Origin of the sequence: Bosea vaviloviae (assembly GCF_001741865.1) — a bacterium.
Lineage (GTDB): Bacteria > Pseudomonadota > Alphaproteobacteria > Rhizobiales > Beijerinckiaceae > Allobosea > Allobosea vaviloviae.
In genome coordinates this window covers 45333-62377 of sequence record NZ_CP017147.1, presented here as the reverse complement: position 1 = coordinate 62377, position 17045 = coordinate 45333, and the positions used below count along the sequence as shown (strand labels likewise).

Sequence of the window (17045 nt, the reverse complement as noted above, 5' to 3'; positions counted from 1 at the left end):
GGGTCGTTCAGGCCCAACTCCGTCCGATCTTTTCATGGGACCATGGCGCGAGCCTCGGCCCGGCCGGAACTTGGTCCCGATTGGGACGGAGCTTATTGGAATGCGAGCAAGCTGGGTAGCGGATTTGCTAGGGTTGCAAGGCGGGGCGTCTTATCCAAATGGCTCAGATGCATGGTACAGGATCGTCTTGACGGCCGTTTCAGCGGCAGAAGTTGGCGCAAGCCTGGTCCCAGAACGGCGTGTTGGCTGCCGGCTGCGGAATGGACGGGCGCGGCTTGCCGCCCGGCAGGTCGGCAGGCGTCGGGCTGACCCTGTCCCACCAGCCATGGGCGCATTGAGAGCGCCAGGCCATCTGGTCTGAGATTGAGGTGCCCTCGCGCGCGAGCACCGCGTCGAGCGCCGCGCAGGTTTCGCGCAAAGCGGCGTCATGCGCGTCCGAGGGCGCGTTGGCGTAGTCGTGGAAGGCCTCGGTGAAGCTCTCCATCTCGCGGGCGATATGGGGCCATTGCGTGCGTTCGAGATTCCAGGCCTGCATCCACTCGGTCACGACGGTCTCCACAGCCTCGGCCTTTGGCTTGTCGGCGACCTTGCGTGCGGTCGTCAGCATGTGCCGCATCAGTTCGGCGCGAGCGTGGATATGGCGGGCGGCGAGCGCGGCTTGCTTCATGCGCGCGATGGCGCCGGCCGCTTCCTGCTGAAGCTCTTCGACGAAATGGGGCATGCAGATCTCCTTGGAGCCTTACGCGAAATGAAGCCAAAGATTTTAATGGGCTCTGTCTCTGTCACCTACGCGCCGTCATCCTGGGCGAAGCGAAGCTTCGACCCGGGATCCATCGTATGGAGCTGCGCTCTACGATGGATCCCGGAGCTGCGCCGCTGACGCGGCTTGTCCAGGATGACGGCGCGGATGACGGCAAGCGATCGGAAGTCTCTGATATCGCTCGGTTCATTCCAAGCCAGCCACTTAGGGCGTGCCGACGTCTTCCGGTCAGGCGAGGGTGGCGAGGCGCTGGGTCATGCGCTCGAACAGTTCATGTGCTTGCACGCCCGCGACGACATGGGCATTGGCCGGGCGTTTCAGCCGGCCGTTCCAGTCGATCGTGGTGCGGCCGCGCTGGGAACCGTCCGAGGTCTCGACTTCGACGAAGCAATCGCGTCCCTCGAACAGTTCGGGCCAGAGCAGGAAAGCGATGACGCAGGGGTCATGCATCGGGTGACCGGCGGTGCCGAGCCCGCCGGGTCGCGGCCGTGTCAGCATGCCGTGGATCGCCTTGCCGGTCGCGGTGCCGAGCGCGCCGATCGCGGCGACCTGTTCATGGCTAGCGAGCGCCTGATGCGTCACGCCAAGGCCCATCATCACGATCGGCCGGCCGCAGCCATAGACGATCGCCGCGGCATGAGGATCGACATAGATGTTGAACTCGGCTGCCGGCGTCATGTTGCCGAGCCCGAGCGCCCCGCCCATCGAGACGATGCGCTTCACCTTCGGCAGGATGTCGGGCGCGAGGCGGAAGGCGAGCGCGAGATTGCTCAGCGGCCCGAGCGGGCAGAGCGTGACGCTGTCATCGGGCGCAGCGCGGCAAAGTGCGATGATCGCCTCGACGGCATGGCCGGGCGCGGGTTCGCCCTGGGGTGGCGGCAGATCGGCGCCGGCCAGTCCGTCCGGCCCGCAGACGAATTCGGCGGTTTCGAGTGGGAAGAGCAGGGGGCTTTCGGCACCGCGATGGACGGGTGTCTCGGCGCGGGCAAGCTCACGGATGCGCAGCGCGTTTGCGGTCGTCTGGGCGACGGGGACATTGCCGGCGACCGTCGTGAGGGCGCGCAGATCGAGCCGGTCTCTGCTGGCGAAGGCGAGCAACAGGGCAACCGCGTCGTCCTGGCCCGGATCGGTGTCGATGATGATCGTCTCGCGCATCGCTTCAGGCCGCCTTGGCGTTGCCGCTCATGATCATATGGGCGATGTCGTCGGCGCTGAGATCGCCGATCGGCCGGTCGACATATTTGCGGCCCGCTCCCATGATCACGACCCGGTCGGCCAGCGCCACGACATCGCGCATGTTGTGGCTGATCAGGATCACGGTGCGCCCGTCCGCCTTCAACTTGCGGATCAGGTCGAGCACCAGCGCCGTCTCCTTGACGCCCAGCGCCGCCGTCGGCTCGTCCATGATGATGATCTCGGCGTTCCAGCGCAGGGCACGCGAGATCGCGACCGCCTGGCGCTGGCCGCCGGAGAGCCGCTCCACCGGGCGGTCCATGTCGGCGACAGTGACCGAGAGCTGCGCGAGGAAGCCGCGCGCCTGCTCCCGCATCCGCGCCTTGTCGAGCACACGCAGGAAGGGCAGCAAGACCGGCCTCGTCAGCTCCGAGCCCATGAAGACGTTCTGGGCGATGGAGAGGCGCGGGGCAAGCGCGAGATCCTGGTAGATCGTTGCGACGCCATGCTTGAGGGCCTCTTGCGGCGAAGCGAAAGCGACTGGCTTGCCGCGCATGGCGAGCGCGCCGGCCGTCGGTTCCTCCGCGCCGGAGATGACCTTGATCAGGCTCGACTTGCCCGCGCCATTGTCGCCGCAGATCGCCACGACCTCACCGGGGAAGATGTCGAGGTCGACCTCGCGCACGGCGGCGACGGCGCCATAGCTCTTGCTGACGCCGCGCAGCGAGAGGAGGGGAGTGGGCAGATTGTCGAGGCTGTCGGTGGACATCACGCGCTCCTTCCTTCTCCCCTCGGGGGAGAAGGTGGCCCGGCGTCAGCCGGGTCGGATGAGGGAAGGACGGATGAGGGCATGTGTGACATCCCTCATCCGTCAGCGCTTCGCACTGCCACCTTCTCCCCATCAAAGTCGGCAACAGCCGACTTTGACACTCTGGGTTGCCCATCTCGGGCAAGCCCGAGATGGGAGGGGAGAAGGCAAGAGCTCACTTCAGGAACTTGTCGACATTGGTCTTGTCGACCAGCACGGCCTCGGTGAAGAGATAGGGGCCGCTGGTCACCGTCTCCTTCGGCTTCTTGTCGACGACGATGGTCTGGATCGCGTCGACCGCCTGCTTGCCCATCTCCTCGAAGGGGATCGAGACCGTCGCGGTGAAGGTTGAGGCCGGGTCGGCGATGCGGGCATAGGTTTCCTTGCCGCCATCGACCGAGACCAGTGGGATCTGGCCCTTCTTGACGCCTTGGGCCTGCAGCAGGTCGTCGATGATGTAGGCCTGGCCGTCGAAGGAGGCCCAGATGCCGTTGATCTTGCCCTGGTTCTGCAGCAGCAGCGCCTGCATGCCGGCGCGGACATCATCCCTCCAGCTCTGGGTACGGGCCATCGAGAACTTGCCGAGCTCCTTCACGCCCTGGTTCTCGGCCAGCACATTGTCCAGCACCTTGCCACGGATGCGCGAGGCGACGTTGAGGTCGAAGCGGGCGGTGACGATGCTGCCCTGATAGCCGAGCTGGCCGAGCAGATAGAGCGCGGCATCGGCGCCGATCTTGTATTCATTGCTCTGGATATCGAATAGCGCATGCGGGCTCGCGCCTGATTGCACGGTAATCACCGGGATCTTGGCATCCTTGGCCGCCTTGAACTGGGCGTCCGCCTCGACCGGCTTGCCCATGGCGATGATGATCGCATCGACCTTCTTGGCGATCAGCGCGTCGAACTGCTCGGCATGCTTGGGCAGCGAGCCTTCCGAGTTCAGCAGCGTCACGCCCCAGCCCTTGGCCTTGGCCGCGGCGGTGGCGGCATTGGCGACGCGCGCATGCGTCTCCGAGGAGAACTGGAAGCCGATGACGCCGACCTCGAAGGCCCCAGCCGATTGGCAAAGTGCGACCAGCGTCGCAGTCGCGACCAGGAATTTGCGAAACCCTGACATGATGAACTCTCCCCCTGTCTTTTAGAACTTACCCTGTCTTTCAGACCTTGAACGCCGCCTTCTTCATCGCGCTGGCCGAGAAGGCGACCGAGCCGATGATGATGACGCCGAGAACGATATCCTGAGCGTAATAGGGTGCGCCCATCATGACCAAGCCATTGCCGAGAACCTTCAGCACCAGCGCGGCGAAGACCGTGCCGGGCACATTGGGCTTGCCGGGCTCGAACATGGTCATGCCGAGCAGCATGGCGGCGATCGCATAGAGCAGATAATCGCCCGCCATATTGGGCGCGGCAGAGGACAGGCTCGCCGCCAGCAGCATGGCCGTGATGCCGGCGAAGAGCCCGGTCAGCAGCAGGCCGATCCGCTTCATCCTGCCCGTCGCAATGCCGGCGAGCCGCGCGGCTTCGTCAGCCTCGCCGGTCGCCACCATATGCGCGCCGATGCGGGTCCATTTGACCAGGCCATAGGCGAAGAGCGTGACCGCCGTCATCCAGAGGACGAGATTGGGAATGCCGAAGGAGGTGCCGCGCGCCAACCCGGTGAAACCGACCGGCCAGCGCCCGACGAAGGCGATGCCCTGCGTGATCATGAAGGCCAGGCCCTTGGCGATCGCCGCCGTGCCCAGCGTCATGATCAGCGAGGGGATGCGCAGCACGGTGACGCCGAAACCGTTGAACAGGCCGAGCGCGCCACCGACGCCGATCGCAGCCGCGACGGCGACGATGGGCGGATATTGCGACTGGATCAGCCAGCCACAGACGACGGCCGCCAGGCTCGCCGTCTCGGCGATCGAGAGATCGAGCTCGGCGACGGTGAAGGCGAGCGCGAAGCCGAGCGCCAGGATGGCGAGGCAGCTCGTATCCTTCAGCACATTGACGATATTGGTCGGGCTGGCGAAATTCGGCGCGAAAATCAGGAAGAAGGCGATCAGGACGAGCCCGGCGATCGCCGTGCCATAATGTCCGACCACATCGCGCCAGCTGAGTCCAAGCACCGTCTCAGGCTCCCCTAGCGATGGTCGAGAGCGGCGACAGGATCTCGATGCCGCCGGTGATCGGGATCAGCGCGCCGGTGACGAAGGCGGCTCCGGGCGAGAGCAGGAAGGCGATCACGGCTGCGACATCCTCAGGCTTGCCCAGCCGGCCGAGCGGCGTGCGGACCGCCGCGCTCGCGACCAGGGCGTTGAATTGCTGCGCGAAGCCGCCCCGCACCATCGGCGTATCGATGATGCCGGGCGCGACCGCGTTGACCCGGATCCCATGCGGGCCGAGCTGCTGGGCCATGCCATAGGTCAAGGTGGCGACGCCACCCTTGGCCGCGCCGTAAGCGAGATTTGCACCGCCATTGGCATGGGCGATCGAGGAGATGTGGACGATCGCGCCGCCCTCGCCCTGTGCGATCAATTGCTTCGTCACGGCCTTGGAGATGCGGAAGACCGCCGACAGGTTGATGTCGACGAGCTTGTCCCACTCATCGTCTTCCATCTCGACGAGCTTGACGGACCGGGAGGCTCCCGCCGCCGTGACGAGGTTGTCGAGCCGGCCAAAGCGCGCGATGGCGAGATCGACGAGGTCCTGCGGCAAATCGCGTTCCCGGACATCGCCGGCAAGCGTCGCGACCTCGCCGCCTGAGCGGGCGATTGCCTCGGCCATCTCCTCAAGTGGTGCGGCATCGAGCCCGGAGAGGACGAGCCGATGGCCGGCAGCAGACAACATCGCGGCGAGCGCGCCGCCGATGCCGCCCGATGCGCCGGTGACGAGCGTGACGGGAGCGCTCATGGCGCGGGCCTCCTCGTGGTCGGGGCATCAGTGCTGCGCGACAGGCCCGCAAGCTCGGTCGAGATCGGCGCGAGCGCTGCTTCGCTGCGGCGGTAGAGCGAAAACAGGGTGTCGTAGCGCGCGGCGCGCGCCGGGTCGGGCTCGAAGCGCGCGGCGACGCCGACCAGCGCGGCCTGCGCCTCGGCGAGCGAGGCGAAGCGGCCAAGCCCCGTCCAGGCGATGATCGCGGCGCCGAGGATGCCAGGCTCCTTCGCATGGCCGACCACGACAGGCCGGCGGCAGATATCGGCCTTGATCTGGCACCAGAGCCGGTTGTTGGCCGCGCCGCCGCCGAAGCGGATTTCCGAGACCGGCGCACGGAGCGCGGCTTCCGCCCGCTCCAGCACGATGCGGTTGAGGAAGGCGACGCCTTCCAGCACTGCCCAGGCAAGGTCGGTCGCGCCATGCTGGCGATTGAGGCCGATGAAGGCGCCACGCAGCGACGGATTCCAGTAAGGCACGCGCTCGCCCTGCAGATAGGGCAGGAAGAGCAGCGGCTGGGCGTGACGCGGCCCAGTGAGCAGGGCGTCGATATCGCGTCCGATGGCGGCGCGGTCGCCATCGCCGCGTGCCAGCAGCGAGAGCAGCCAGGACACCGTATCGGCGCCGTTCTGGCTGGGACCGCCGAGCTGCGACAGGCCGCGCCAGTCGACGGTCATCAGCCCCTCGGCTTCTGCCGCGTGCTCGCTGACGACGCCGAGCACCTCGGTTGTGCCGGAGATGTTGTAGGCATAGCCCGGCCGCATGGCGCCGAGCCCGGTGACGGCGGCCCAGGTGTCGTTGGACGAGCAGAACACCGGCACGCCCGCGATCGTGTCGAACGGAGCGGGCAAACCGGCCTGGACCGGCCTGACGGCCTGGCAAGGCTCCAGCAGCTCGGGCAGGATCGCCGAGGAGAGGCCGACCGCGGCGAGCGGATCTGCGCCTGCGACGATCTCGGCAGAGGCGAGCAGGCGCGCCATCGAGACCGGGTCGCCGGCCTGGCGGCCGGTCAGCCTGAAATTCAGATAATCCTTCGGCTCCAGCACCGAACCGAGGCTCAGGAAGGTCGCTTCCTCCTCCTCGCGCAACCAGGCAAGGCGCGCCAGGGGATGGAAGGCGTTGATCCGCGCGCTTTCGGGGTGCGCGTCGCCGAGCCGCTGGCGCAGGCGGGTGGCGGCAGCTTCCGAGCGCGTATCCTTCCAGGTCATGGCGGGGCGCAACGGCTCGCCGTCGCGTCCGAGGAAGACTTGCGTGCGCGTGACGCCGCAGATCGCCACCGCCTGGACATGAGAGAACAGCGCCGGCTGCGCCTTCGCGATTGCGGAGCAGGCTTCGATCAGGATCTGCCACCATGCGGTCGGTTCGATCTCCGACCAACCCATCTGGTCGAGGCTCGCCGGCCCCAGGATCATGCTCTCGGCGAGCGTCACGCCCTGCGCATCGACGAGCGCGGCACGGAAGCTGGTGCCGCCGAGATCGCAAGCAAGGACGACGCTCATGAGGTGGCGCCTGGAGACCGGTGATGGCTGATGAAATGGTCGATGAGGTGGCGGACCGAGGCAGTGCCGATCCCGATGATCGTCGCCGGCCGGCGGCTGCATTCCGGGTTGCCGGCGATGTCCTGACGATCGATCAAAATGCGGCCCCTCCAGCGCCGCATGTGAGAGACAAGCCCGGGAGAAATCAAGCCGGCGCGAGCGGCGCCTGCCGCAGTCCCCCGGGTCGTTTGCCGAATAGCAGGATCAGCGCGCGCCGTTTCAGGCGCCGTTCTTCATCAACTCCCTGGCGATGATCGTGCGCTGAATCTGGTTCGTGCCTTCATAGATCTGCGTGATCTTGGCGTCGCGGTAGAGGCGTTCGACCTCGAAACCCTGGATGTAGCCGGTGCCGCCAAAAATCTGCACGGCGTTGGCGGTCTGGGCGACGGCCATGTCGCTCGCAAAACATTTGGCGATCGAGGCGGCCGAGGTCGCCGAGGCTCCTGCGTCGATCAGCCCGGCCGCCCGTTCGACCAAAGCGCGGCCGGCGGCGATGTCCTTGGCCATATCAGCCAGCATCCATTGCAGGCCCTGGTTCTCGATGATCGGCTTGCCGAACTGGCGGCGCTCCCGGGCGTAGCCGAGCGCGGCCTGCAGCCCGGCCTGGGCGATGCCGACCGCCAGCGCGCCGATGCCGACGCGTCCCTTTTCCAGCACGCTCATCATGATGTGGAAGCCGCGACTGATTTCGCCGAGCAAGGCGTCGCTGGGCAAGAGGACATCATCGAAGCTCAGCCCACCGACCTGGCTCGCGCGCTGGCCCATCTTGTGTTCCTTCTGGCCGCGCGAGACGCCCTTGGCGTGCAGATCGACGATGAAGATGCTCATGCCGCGATGCCTGGCCTGCGGGTCGGTCGAAGCCAGCACGAAGCCGAGATCGGCGACCGGCGCGTTGTGGATCCAGAGCTTGCCGCCGTTCAGCACCCAGCCCTCGGCCGTGGGCTTCGCCGTCGTCCTGAGATTGGACAGATCCGAGCCGGCCTCCGCCTCGGTGAGGCAATAGGCGACGCGGGTGCGGGCCTTGAGGATATCCGGCAGATGGCGCGCCTGCTGCGCGGCTGTGCCGTAGCGCGTGAGCAGCGTCCCGATCAGCTCGACCAGGCCGCATTGGTCGGCGACCGAGGCGTAGCCCCGGGACAACTCCTCCATGACGATCGTATAAGCCAGCGTGTCGAGCCCCGCCCCGCCGAGCGCTTCGGGGACGGTGATGCCGAACAAGCCGAGCTCGGCCATCTGCTGGTAGATCTCGGCTGGAAACGCCTCGCTGCGGTCAAGTTCCACTGCCGCGGGACGGATGACATCGTCGGCGAAGCGGCGCGTGGTGTCGCGGATCTGGTCGTAGATGGCGCTGTCGATTGTCATGGCGGCGGTAGGGCTTTGAGGGGCGAGGCAGCGGGGCGGGCGCCCGGATGAAAGTTCGATCGTTCGGGAGATACCCTCATTGGCGAGGCGCTGCTGCCCCGACTTTAGAGCCGGAGGGGCTCTCCGCAGGACAAGGGTCTTTTGGAGAGCCTCGTTCGAAAGTCGGTCCTCCTTTTTCTGCGCCATGCTCCTGAGAATTTTAGCGCATCGTTCTCGCGAAAAACCGGTACCCACTTCTCCGCGCAATGCTCTAAGGAACGGGTCGCCGGGCCGCGCCGCTTGCTGGAGCGATGTGGTTCGCGCGACTTTAAAACACGGTGGCCGGGTTCAACCCGACTCCAGACTATCTGGGAACAAGGAAACCTGGTCTTGATCGAGCCAGATCCAGGCGATCGGCGCGAGCAACACCATCCTGGCGCAGTTGAACAAGGACTATCCCCAGCTCAACATCGAGCCGAAGATCACTTTGAAGGAGCAGGCCAACGGCATGGCCTTCCGCAAAGCTGATACCGCGCTGGCGGAGTGGTCGAACAAGTTCATCGCCGAGATCGCCGCCAACGGCCAGCTCAGCGAGATCAACAAGCGCTGGTTCGGCATCCTGCTGTCGCCCCTGCCGCCGATGCCGACCTTCTGAGCGAGGTTGCCGGTTCGCGCGGCCGACGGACAAGGGCGACCGCACGAATGGCCGAACTGGCTCAATCGCGAGTGCCCTGGGGGAAATCGCCTGGCAGGATTGCCGGATGACCAGCGTGGTCGGGAGCTTGAGTGCGCGCGAGCTTCCATTGCGAGCCGATCGATGCGCCTCTAATTTTCTACCGGGGGCAATATCGCAGCCTGGACGGTTCGCGATGACCTGCCGCGCCGGCTGGAGCCACTCGGGGTAGCGGTTCACAGAACCGTTAGTGCAAGCCTCGCTGCCCGAAAACGGGTCATCCAGCGATATGCCGGGGACGCGTATCTTGCTATTGGATGAGGGGCGGCGTCGATGCACTGATCCGGACTATCTTGCCGATCGTGACGCGGCTCAATCCACCACCACCGCTACGCATTCAGCAGGGTATGTTTCCATGACACCAATCAATCATCGCGTCGCCGAGCATGCGATCGACCCGCTTTTCCTCGAGCGCTGGTCGCCGCGCGCCTTCACCGTCGACGGCATCTCCGAGGCTGAGCTCTTGTCCCTGTTCGAGGCGGCGCGCTGGGCCCCGTCCTCCTATAATTCGCAGCCCTGGCGGTTCGTCTATGCGCGGCGCGGTACGGCGCATTGGGACAAGCTGCTCGGCCTGCTGAACGAGTTCAACGCCTCCTGGGCGAAGCATGCCGCTGCTTTGGTCATCGTGGTCTCCAAGCAGACCCTGGCCGTTCCCGGCAAGACGGAAGAGATCCCGTCCTACAGCCATTCCTTCGATGCCGGGGCGGCCTGGGCCCAGCTCGCCTTGCAGGCGACCCGGTCGGGCTGGCAGGCCCATGGCATGGTCGGCTTCGATCATGTGCGCGCGGCGGCCGAACTGAACGTACCCGCCGGCTACCGCGTCGAGGCTGTGGTCGCGATCGGCAAGCCGGGCGACAAGGCGCAATTGCCGGAGGCGCTGCAGGCGCGTGAAACCCCGAGCCAGCGCAACCCGCTCTCGGCCAGCGTCTTCGAAGGCGCCTTTCCGGCAGGCTGACGACATCATGATCCTCGATGAACGCACCTACGCGATCAAGCCGGCCCATGTGCGCGACTATCTCGACCTCTATGTCCGCGAGGGCATGGAGCTGCAGGTCTCGCATCTCGGTCACCTGATCGGCTGGTTCACCACCGATACGGGCGTCGTCAACGAAGTCGTCCATATGTGGCGCTTCGAGGATGCCGGCGATCGCGAGCGCCGGCGCGCGGCGATGGAGGCCGATCCGCGCTGGCAGGAGTTCCGCGCCAAGGCCGCACCCTATGTGCTCGAGATGCGCAGCCGCATCCTGCGCCCCACGGCGTTCTCGCCGTTGCGCTGAACGTCGCGCCGGCTCTCATCAAAGAGTGAGAGCAGGATCAATGCGAAAAACCGGTGCCCGCTTTTTCGCATCCTGCTCGAGGCTCGAACCCTGGCCGTCATTGCGAGGAGCGTAGCGACGAAGCAATCCAGAGGGCCGTGCCCCACGTCTCCCTGGATTGCTTCACTTCGTTCGCAATGACGATCTAGACCATTGTTTTAACGCGTTTCTCCGAGCAAATGCTTCGCGTTTGCGCGGGGGAACCGGTCTCCACTTCGCTTGAAGACGCTCTCTTTCACAAGGATGTCCCGCGATGCCGCTTTCGATCGACCATATCGTCATCGCCGTCACCGATCTCGATCAGGCCGTTCGCGACTATGAGGCGCTGGGTTTCACGGTGCTGACCGGCGGCGAGCATCCGCGCGGCTCGCGCAATGCGCTCGTGGTGCTGGCGGATGGCGCTTATCTCGAAATCATCGCCTTTTCCCGGCCGGTGCCGGACTTCCGCTGGTGGCGCGTCTTGGACGAGGCCGGCAGCGGGCTGGTCGACTACGCCCTGCTGCCGGATTCGCTCGACGTCGATCTGGCGCGTGCCCGCGCCAACGGAATCGAGATGGATGGCCCGATCGATGGCGCGCGCTTGCAGCCTGATGGCACGCGTCTCGCCTGGCGTTCGGCGCGCCCGCCCGAAAGCGACATTCCCTTCCTGTGCGAGGATGTCACTGCGCGGGCGCTGCGCGTGCCGGAGGGCGCTGCCCGCAAACATGCGAACGGGGTCACCGGCGTCGCCGGCGTGACCGTGGCGGTCCGCGATCTTGACGTGTCGGCAGCGCGCTACCGTACCCTGCTCGGCATGGCGCCCATCGCCAGCGGCGGCGTGCCGGGGCTCGGCTTCGGGCTCGTGCAGTTCCAGCTCGGCCGCCAGATCGTGTCGCTGGTCGAGGGGCGGGCCGAGGCTTGCGAAGGGCTGACGCGCCATCTCGAAAGGCGTGGCCAGGGAGCCTATGCGATCTCGTTCTTCGGCGGGAAGGACGAGGTTCTCGACCCCCGCCTCACTCATGGCGCGAGGCTTGAGATCGTCAGGGAGCGCTGAGGGCTCTAATAGGCACGCAAGCCCAGCGCGGTCGTGGCTTCCTCGATCATCCAGCCGAGCCGTTCATAGTCGCCGCGCCAGTAGACCAGGGCGGCGTCGTCGCGGCCGAGCCTGACCTCCCGGACCCGGCCGATGATGATGGCGTGGGAGTGGCGCTCGATGATTTCCTCGACCTCGCAATCGAGGCTCGCCAGCGCGCCGAGCAGGAGCGGTGCGCCGGATACCCCGCGCGTCCATTCCGCATCGGCATAGCGCGCGGCGCCCGTCTCGCCGCCCCGGCCGGCGAAGCGGTCGGCGACCTGCTTTTGGGTCGCACTCAGGAAATTCACGCCGAAACTGCGGTGACGCTGGAGCACGGGATAGCTCGACGAGCTCAGATTGAGGCCGAAGAAGATGGTCGGCGGCTCGGCCGAGAGCGAGGAGACCGAGGTCGCGGTCAGGCCGGTGCGGTCTTCGCCGTGCCCTGTCGTGATCACGCTGACGCCGCCGGCGAGATGACGGAAGGCGGCGCGGAAGGTGGCTGCGTCGTCGCGGACCGGGCGGATCGCCTTGGGCAGCTGGGTGATGACGGCCATCGCTTTCATCTCCTTCAGATCGCGTATTCGGGCGGGTTGGCGTCCTCGCGGATCAGATCCTTGAGGATGCGCTCTTCGAGCAAGGCGATGTCGACCGAGCCACGCCGGCGCGGACGCGGCAGGTCGACGGAGATATCGAGCGTGATGCGGCCCTCGTCGATCATCACGACGCGGTCGGCGAGCGTCAGCGCCTCGGAGACGTCATGGGTCACCAGGATCGCGGTGAAGCCCTGGGCGAGCCAGACCCGCTCCAGCAGGCCCTGCATCTCGATGCGGGTCAGCGCGTCGAGCGCGCCGAGCGGCTCGTCCAGCGCCAGCACGCGCGGCCGGCTGACCAGGGCGCGGGCGAGCGCGACGCGCTGGCGCTGGCCTCCAGAGAGCAGAGCCGGCCATTGCTGCGCCTTCGCTTCGAGCCCGACGGCGCGCAGCGTCTGGAAGGCGCGCTCCTCGGCCTCCGGCAGCTTGCGCTCGGCGCCCAGCCCGACCTCGACATTGGAGAGCACGCGCGCCCAGGGCAGCAGGCGCGGCTCCTGGAACATGATGCGCGGGGTTGCGGCGGCAGTGCCGGCCTGACTGAGACTGAGCGTGCCTTCGCTTGGCGTATCGAGGCCGGCGAGGATGCGCAGCAGCGTGCTCTTGCCGCAGCCGCTGCGCCCGACGATGGCGAGGAACTGCCCAGCGGGCACGTCGAGATCGATCCCGCGCAGAACCTCGAGCTCGCCGAAGTGCTTCTTCAGGCCCCGTATCGCGATCGGCTGGCCGCGCGCGGCCCGGGCCTTCGCCGACGGGTCCTCGAACAGGGCCTCGAAAAGCCGGGCGCCGGGCGCCGATGTCGCTGTCGCTAATGTCGCTGCCGTCATCGCCGGCTCCTCAGTACTTCTGGAAGGCGGGGTGCCAGGACAGGCAGAGCCGCTCCAGTAGGCGCACGATCGAGTCGGCGAGCTTGCCCAGCGCCGCGTAGATCACGATTGCCAGCACGACGACGTCGACCAGCATGAACTCGCGCGCATTCATCGCCATGTAGCCGATGCCGGAATTGGCCGCGATCGTCTCCGCCACGATCAGCGTCAGCCACATGATGCCGAGCGCATAGCGCACACCGACGAAGATCGAGGGCAGGGCGCCCGGCAGGATGACGCGCCGGAACAGCTCGAGATTGCTCATGCCATAGGAGCGGCCCATCTCGACGAGCTGGCTGTCGACGGTGCGCACGCCATGGAAGGTGTTGATGTAGATCGGGAAGAAGACGCCGAGCGAGGTTAGGAACAGCTTCGCCTCCTCCTCGATGCCGAACCAGAGGATAACCAGCGGGATCAGCGCCAGGTTCGGGACGTTGCGCACCATCTGGATAGTGGTGTCGGTGACACGCTCGGAGGTTTTGGACAGGCCGTTGAACAGGCCAAGCGCGAAGGCGAGCGAGCCGCCGAGCAGGAAGCCGGAGATGGCGCGCTTGAAGCTGACCGCGATGTTCTCGGCGAGCTGCCCATTCAGCGTCAGCCGCCAGCCTGCCGCGAGCACGTCGCTCGGCGCCGGCAGGACATTGGCGGCGATGAAACCCAGCCGCGCGGCCGCTTGCCAGACCACGAGGATGGCGAGCGGCAACAGCCAGGGCGTCAGGCGGGCAAGCCATGGCTGTAGTGACTTGGGCTGCAGCAGCTTGAGGTCGGGCAGGCGCAGGCTGGCGCGTTGCGGGCGCGGGATCGGTTCTGCGCGGTCTGTCATGAGCTTGCGACCCGTTTCTGCGCGGGCTTGGCGTCATTGGCGATGGTCTCGCCGAAGGGGCCGTTATTGACGATGCCGTTGATCACCGGCTTGCCGTGGTTGAGCGGCAGCAGCGGGAAGACCAGTTCGGCGAAGCGGTAAGCCTCCTCCAGATGCGGGTAGCCCGACAGGATGAAGCTGTCGATGCCGAGCGCCATGTACTCCTTGATCCGGTCGGCCACCTGCTCGGGGCTGCCGACCAGGGCCGTGCCGGCCCCGCCGCGCACCAGCCCGACGCCGGCCCAGAGATTGGGCGAGATCTCGAGCTTGTCGCGGTTGCCGCCATGCAGCGCCGACATCCGTCTCTGGCCCTCGGAATCCATGCGGGCGAAGATCTGTTGCGACTTGGCGATGGTGGCGTCGTCGAGATGGCTGATCAGCTTGTCGGCGGCTGCCCAGGCTTCGGCCTCGGTCTCGCGGACGATGACGTGCAGGCGGATGCCGAAGGAGAGTTTCCGTCCAGCAGTCTTGGCCGCGGCGGAGACTGTGGCGATCTTCTCGGCGACCGCCGCTGGCGGCTCGCCCCAGGTCAGGTATTTGTCGATGGTCTCAGCCGCGACATCGATGGCAGCGGGCGAGGAGCCGCCGAAATAGAGCGGCGGCCCGCCGGCCTGCGTCGAGGGATAGAGCAATTGCCCATCCTCGATGCGGATATGCTTGCCCTCATGCCGCACGGTCTCGCCGCGCAGCAGGGCGGAATAGACGCAGAGGAACTCGCGGGTCACCTCGTAGCGCTCGTCATGCGACAGGAAGATGCCGTCGCCGACGTTCTCGACCGGGTCTCCGCCGGTGACGACATTGACGAGCAGCCGCCCGTTCGAGACGCGGTCGAGCGTTGCGGTCATACGCGCCGCCAATGTCGGCGATTGCAGGCCGGGCCTGACCGCCACGAGATAGCGCAGGTTCTGCGTCAGCGGCGCGACCGCCGAGGCGACGATCCAGGAATCCTCGCAGCTCCGGCCGGTCGGCAGCAGGACGCCGTAATAGCCCAGCGTGTCGGCGGCCTGGGCGATCTGGCGCAGATAGGCGAAATCGGTCTGGCGGCCGCCAGTGGCCGTGCCGAGATAGCGCCCGTCGCCATGGGTCGGCAGGAACCAGAGGACATTGGCGCTTTGTGCAGGCGCGACGCTCATGAGCCGATCCTCTTCACGGCGCTGGCGATGGTGACGGGCTTGGGCAGCAGGCCGAGCGCGTGGAAGGTGTCGGCGATGCGCTGCTGCTCGGCGATCGTGGCTTCGTCGAGCGGCCTGATCCCGTAGCTCTGGCGCGCCAGCGCCAGCTGCAGGATCGGGGCTGGAATGCCGGTCGAGGGGCTCAGCGCCTCGGCGACGGCGGCGATGTCGGCCTTGGCCCAGTCATCGACCTCGCTCAATTGCTTGAGGAAGACCTTCAAGGCCGCGTCGTGATTGGCGACGAGCTTCTCGCTCGCCAGATAGAACTGGTGGTTGGCGACGATGCCGGTGCCATCAGTGAGCGTGCGCGCGCCGATCGTTGTCTCGGCCGCAGCCTGGAAAGGATCCCAGATCGCCCAGGCATCGACTGCGCCGCGCTCGAAGGCGGCGCGCGCATCGGCCGGGGTCAGGAACACCGGCGTGATGTCGGCATAGGCGACGCCCGCCTTCTCCAGGGCCTTGACCAGCAGGTAATGGACGTTGGAGCCCTTGTTCAGCGCGACCTTCTTGCCCTTGAGCTCGGCGACAGACTGGATCGAGCTGCCTTTGGGCACCAGGATGGCCTCGCCCTTCGGTGCCGGCGGCTCATGGGCGACATAGACCAGCGGTGCGCCTGCGGCCTGGGCAAAGATCGGCGGCGCTTCGCCGGTGTTGCCGATGTCGATCGCCCCGACATTGACCGCTTCCAGCAATTGCGGGCCGGCCGGGAACTCGGTCCATGTGACCTTGTAGCCGAGCGGCTCCAGCGCCTTCTCCAGCGTGCCCTTGCCCTTGAGCAGGACGATCTTGCCGTATTTCTGGAAGCCGACGCGCAGGGTCTTCTCCTGCGCGGAGGCACCGGTCGCGGACAGGCCAAGAGCCAGGCTCGCGGCCGAGAGGGTCAGGAACGATCTCTTCGAAATCATCGGATGATTATCTTTCTTGGGGTCATGAAGGAGGCTGATCGTTCAGGCGGTCGGCTTCCAGTCCCAGACGATGTCGCGGACATTGATCGGCTTGGGGATCAGGCCGAGCCGGTGGAAGCGGTCGGCGACGCGCTGCTGCTCGTCGAGCACGCGCGGATTGAGCGGCGCGATGACGAAATCGGAGCGCTCGACCGAGCGCTTCCAGGGCTCGATAGGCAGGCCGGTCGCGGCCGCCTGGACGCTGGCGACCTCGCCGCGATGGCTGTCGGCCCAGCGCGCGACCTTGGCGAGCTCGTCATTGATCGCCGCGACGATCTCGGGGTTCTTCGTCGTGAAGTCGCGATTGGCGAGGTAGAACGAGTTCTGCGAGACGATGCCCTTCGACAGCGACAGGATGCGCACGCCGGGAATGGCCTCGGCGATGGCGAAGAAGGGATCCCAGATCGTCCAGGCATCGACCGAGCCGCGCTCGAAGGCGGCGCGCGCATCGGCCGGCGGCAGATAGACCGGCGTGAACTCGTCATAGCCGAGCCCGGCCTTTTCGATCGCCGCGATGGTGAGGTTGTGCGAGCTCGATGCCTTGGCGAAGGCGATCTTCTTGCCCTTGAGCTCAGCGAGCGTCTGGATCGGCGATTTCGGCGGCAGCAGGATTGCGGCGCCGGAGCCGGCGGCCTCCTGCGTTGCGACATAGAGCAGGTTCGCCTTGGCGGCCTGGGCGAAGATCGGGGGAGCGTCGCCGGTCGGGCCGTAGTCGATCGAGCCGACGTTCAGCGCCTCCAGCAGCGGCGGGCCGAACTGGAACTCGACCCATTTGATCTCGATGCCTTGCGGCTTGAAGCGCTTTTCCAGCACGCCCTGCTGTTTGGCGATGAGCAGGACGCCGTTCTTCTGGAAGCCGATGCGCAACTCCCTCGGCGAGGGGCTGGATTGGGCGATGGCGGCCCCCGAGGCGAGGACGAGCGACGAGCCGGCCAGGCTGGCGATGAAATTTCTACGGTCCATGGCGTGAGG

At 66.6% G+C, this 17045-nt stretch carries 19 protein-coding genes; 4 read left to right on the top strand and 15 right to left on the bottom strand.

The features are described 5' to 3' along the window. Positions 1-199: 199 nt before the first annotated feature. The 9 genes from BHK69_RS00275 to BHK69_RS00240 all read right to left on the bottom strand — a co-directional run bounded on the left by BHK69_RS00275 (position 200) and on the right by BHK69_RS00240 (position 8560). Positions 200-721 (bottom strand): hypothetical protein, encoded by a 522-nt coding sequence (locus tag BHK69_RS00275; RefSeq protein ID WP_069688365.1) that lies wholly within the window; start codon positions 719-721, stop codon positions 200-202. Positions 722-988: 267 nt separating this feature from the next. After that, positions 989-1915 carry a nucleoside hydrolase gene (locus BHK69_RS00270; protein WP_069688364.1) on the bottom strand — a complete coding sequence of 309 codons (927 nt, stop codon included), beginning with the start codon at positions 1913-1915 and terminating at the stop codon, positions 989-991. Between the two features lie 4 nt (positions 1916-1919). Continuing rightward, positions 1920-2702 carry an ATP-binding cassette domain-containing protein gene (locus BHK69_RS00265; protein ID WP_069688363.1) on the bottom strand — a complete coding sequence of 261 codons (783 nt, stop codon included), beginning with the start codon at positions 2700-2702 and terminating at the stop codon, positions 1920-1922. A 214-nt stretch (positions 2703-2916) separates the two neighbouring features. After that, a complete protein-coding gene (locus BHK69_RS00260) occupies positions 2917-3858 on the bottom strand; it encodes a sugar ABC transporter substrate-binding protein (RefSeq protein ID WP_069688362.1) in 942 nt (313 codons plus the stop codon). Positions 3859-3898: 40 nt separating this feature from the next. After that, positions 3899-4855, bottom strand: a complete 957-nt coding sequence (locus BHK69_RS00255) for an ABC transporter permease (protein ID WP_069688361.1) — start codon at positions 4853-4855, stop codon at positions 3899-3901. Between the two features lie 4 nt (positions 4856-4859). Further along, complete coding sequence (locus tag BHK69_RS00250) at positions 4860-5639, bottom strand: SDR family NAD(P)-dependent oxidoreductase (RefSeq protein WP_069688360.1); 780 nt, start codon at positions 5637-5639, stop codon at positions 4860-4862. Next, the gene (locus BHK69_RS00245) at positions 5636-7159 is read right to left on the bottom strand and encodes a xylulokinase (RefSeq protein ID WP_069688359.1); all 1524 of its coding nucleotides are present in this window, start codon (positions 7157-7159) and stop codon (positions 5636-5638) included. Before BHK69_RS00245 ends, BHK69_RS00250 begins: the two co-directional genes overlap by 4 nt. Further along, positions 7156-7296 carry a hypothetical protein gene (locus BHK69_RS32500; protein ID WP_158516131.1) on the bottom strand — a complete coding sequence of 47 codons (141 nt, stop codon included), beginning with the start codon at positions 7294-7296 and terminating at the stop codon, positions 7156-7158. The genes BHK69_RS00245 and BHK69_RS32500 overlap by 4 nt, the downstream gene beginning before the upstream one ends. A 121-nt stretch (positions 7297-7417) precedes the next feature. Then, positions 7418-8560, bottom strand: a complete 1143-nt coding sequence (locus BHK69_RS00240) for an acyl-CoA dehydrogenase family protein (RefSeq protein ID WP_069688358.1) — start codon at positions 8558-8560, stop codon at positions 7418-7420. A 421-nt stretch (positions 8561-8981) separates the two neighbouring features. Here BHK69_RS00240 and BHK69_RS00235 point away from each other — a divergent pair, with 421 nt between their 5' ends. The 4 genes from BHK69_RS00235 (at position 8982) to BHK69_RS00220 (ending at position 11621) form a co-directional block, all read left to right on the top strand. Continuing rightward, positions 8982-9194 carry a transporter substrate-binding domain-containing protein gene (locus BHK69_RS00235; RefSeq protein WP_069688357.1) on the top strand — a complete coding sequence of 71 codons (213 nt, stop codon included), beginning with the start codon at positions 8982-8984 and terminating at the stop codon, positions 9192-9194. Positions 9195-9627: 433 nt separating this feature from the next. After that, positions 9628-10227: a nitroreductase family protein gene (locus tag BHK69_RS00230; RefSeq protein ID WP_069688356.1), complete on the top strand. Its 600-nt coding sequence runs from the start codon at positions 9628-9630 to the stop codon at positions 10225-10227. Positions 10228-10234: 7 nt separating this feature from the next. Further along, positions 10235-10549, top strand: a complete 315-nt coding sequence (locus BHK69_RS00225) for an NIPSNAP family protein (protein WP_069688355.1) — start codon at positions 10235-10237, stop codon at positions 10547-10549. Positions 10550-10841: 292 nt separating this feature from the next. Further along, a complete protein-coding gene (locus tag BHK69_RS00220; RefSeq protein ID WP_069688354.1) occupies positions 10842-11621 on the top strand; it encodes a VOC family protein in 780 nt (259 codons plus the stop codon). A 5-nt stretch (positions 11622-11626) separates the two neighbouring features. Here BHK69_RS00220 and BHK69_RS00215 read toward each other — a convergent pair whose 3' ends face one another. The 6 genes from BHK69_RS00215 to BHK69_RS00190 are packed head-to-tail and all read right to left on the bottom strand — an operon-like array spanning position 11627 to position 17036. Beyond that, positions 11627-12196: a flavin reductase family protein gene (locus BHK69_RS00215; RefSeq protein ID WP_069688353.1), complete on the bottom strand. Its 570-nt coding sequence runs from the start codon at positions 12194-12196 to the stop codon at positions 11627-11629. A gap of 14 nt (positions 12197-12210) precedes the next feature. After that, complete coding sequence (locus BHK69_RS00210; protein WP_083269024.1) at positions 12211-13056, bottom strand: ATP-binding cassette domain-containing protein; 846 nt, start codon at positions 13054-13056, stop codon at positions 12211-12213. A gap of 10 nt (positions 13057-13066) precedes the next feature. Then, entirely contained in the window at positions 13067-13918 is an 852-nt protein-coding gene (gene ssuC, locus BHK69_RS00205; protein ID WP_083269023.1) for an aliphatic sulfonate ABC transporter permease SsuC, read from the bottom strand. After that, the gene (gene ssuD / locus BHK69_RS00200; RefSeq protein ID WP_069688352.1) at positions 13915-15090 is read right to left on the bottom strand and encodes an FMNH2-dependent alkanesulfonate monooxygenase; all 1176 of its coding nucleotides are present in this window, start codon (positions 15088-15090) and stop codon (positions 13915-13917) included. The genes ssuC and ssuD overlap by 4 nt, the downstream gene beginning before the upstream one ends. Continuing rightward, positions 15087-16034: a sulfonate ABC transporter substrate-binding protein gene (locus tag BHK69_RS00195; RefSeq protein ID WP_069688351.1), complete on the bottom strand. Its 948-nt coding sequence runs from the start codon at positions 16032-16034 to the stop codon at positions 15087-15089. Before BHK69_RS00195 ends, ssuD begins: the two co-directional genes overlap by 4 nt. A 42-nt stretch (positions 16035-16076) precedes the next feature. Next, the gene (locus BHK69_RS00190) at positions 16077-17036 is read right to left on the bottom strand and encodes a sulfonate ABC transporter substrate-binding protein (RefSeq protein ID WP_069688350.1); all 960 of its coding nucleotides are present in this window, start codon (positions 17034-17036) and stop codon (positions 16077-16079) included. Between the last annotated feature and the right edge of the window lie 9 nt (positions 17037-17045).

Excerpts from the sequence above, each read along its gene's own strand:
- BHK69_RS00250 (WP_069688360.1), bottom strand. The coding sequence starts at position 5,639 with ATGAGCGCTCCCGTCACGCTCGTCACCGGCGCATCGGGCGGCATCGGC.
- BHK69_RS00275 (WP_069688365.1), bottom strand. The coding sequence starts at position 721 with ATGCCCCATTTCGTCGAAGAGCTTCAGCAGGAAGCGGCCGGCGCCATC.
- ssuC (WP_083269023.1), bottom strand. The coding sequence starts at position 13,918 with ATGACAGACCGCGCAGAACCGATCCCGCGCCCGCAACGCGCCAGCCTG.
- BHK69_RS00230 (WP_069688356.1), top strand. The coding sequence starts at position 9,628 with ATGACACCAATCAATCATCGCGTCGCCGAGCATGCGATCGACCCGCTT.
- BHK69_RS00190 (WP_069688350.1), bottom strand. The coding sequence starts at position 17,036 with ATGGACCGTAGAAATTTCATCGCCAGCCTGGCCGGCTCGTCGCTCGTC.
- BHK69_RS00240 (WP_069688358.1), bottom strand. The coding sequence starts at position 8,560 with ATGACAATCGACAGCGCCATCTACGACCAGATCCGCGACACCACGCGC.
- BHK69_RS00225 (WP_069688355.1), top strand. The coding sequence starts at position 10,235 with ATGATCCTCGATGAACGCACCTACGCGATCAAGCCGGCCCATGTGCGC.
- BHK69_RS00215 (WP_069688353.1), bottom strand. The coding sequence starts at position 12,196 with ATGGCCGTCATCACCCAGCTGCCCAAGGCGATCCGCCCGGTCCGCGAC.
- BHK69_RS00195 (WP_069688351.1), bottom strand. The coding sequence starts at position 16,034 with ATGATTTCGAAGAGATCGTTCCTGACCCTCTCGGCCGCGAGCCTGGCT.
- BHK69_RS00270 (WP_069688364.1), bottom strand. The coding sequence starts at position 1,915 with ATGCGCGAGACGATCATCATCGACACCGATCCGGGCCAGGACGACGCG.
- BHK69_RS00210 (WP_083269024.1), bottom strand. The coding sequence starts at position 13,056 with ATGACGGCAGCGACATTAGCGACAGCGACATCGGCGCCCGGCGCCCGG.
- ssuD (WP_069688352.1), bottom strand. The coding sequence starts at position 15,090 with ATGAGCGTCGCGCCTGCACAAAGCGCCAATGTCCTCTGGTTCCTGCCG.
- BHK69_RS00260 (WP_069688362.1), bottom strand. The coding sequence starts at position 3,858 with ATGTCAGGGTTTCGCAAATTCCTGGTCGCGACTGCGACGCTGGTCGCA.
- BHK69_RS00245 (WP_069688359.1), bottom strand. The coding sequence starts at position 7,159 with ATGAGCGTCGTCCTTGCTTGCGATCTCGGCGGCACCAGCTTCCGTGCC.
- BHK69_RS00220 (WP_069688354.1), top strand. The coding sequence starts at position 10,842 with ATGCCGCTTTCGATCGACCATATCGTCATCGCCGTCACCGATCTCGAT.
- BHK69_RS00265 (WP_069688363.1), bottom strand. The coding sequence starts at position 2,702 with ATGTCCACCGACAGCCTCGACAATCTGCCCACTCCCCTCCTCTCGCTG.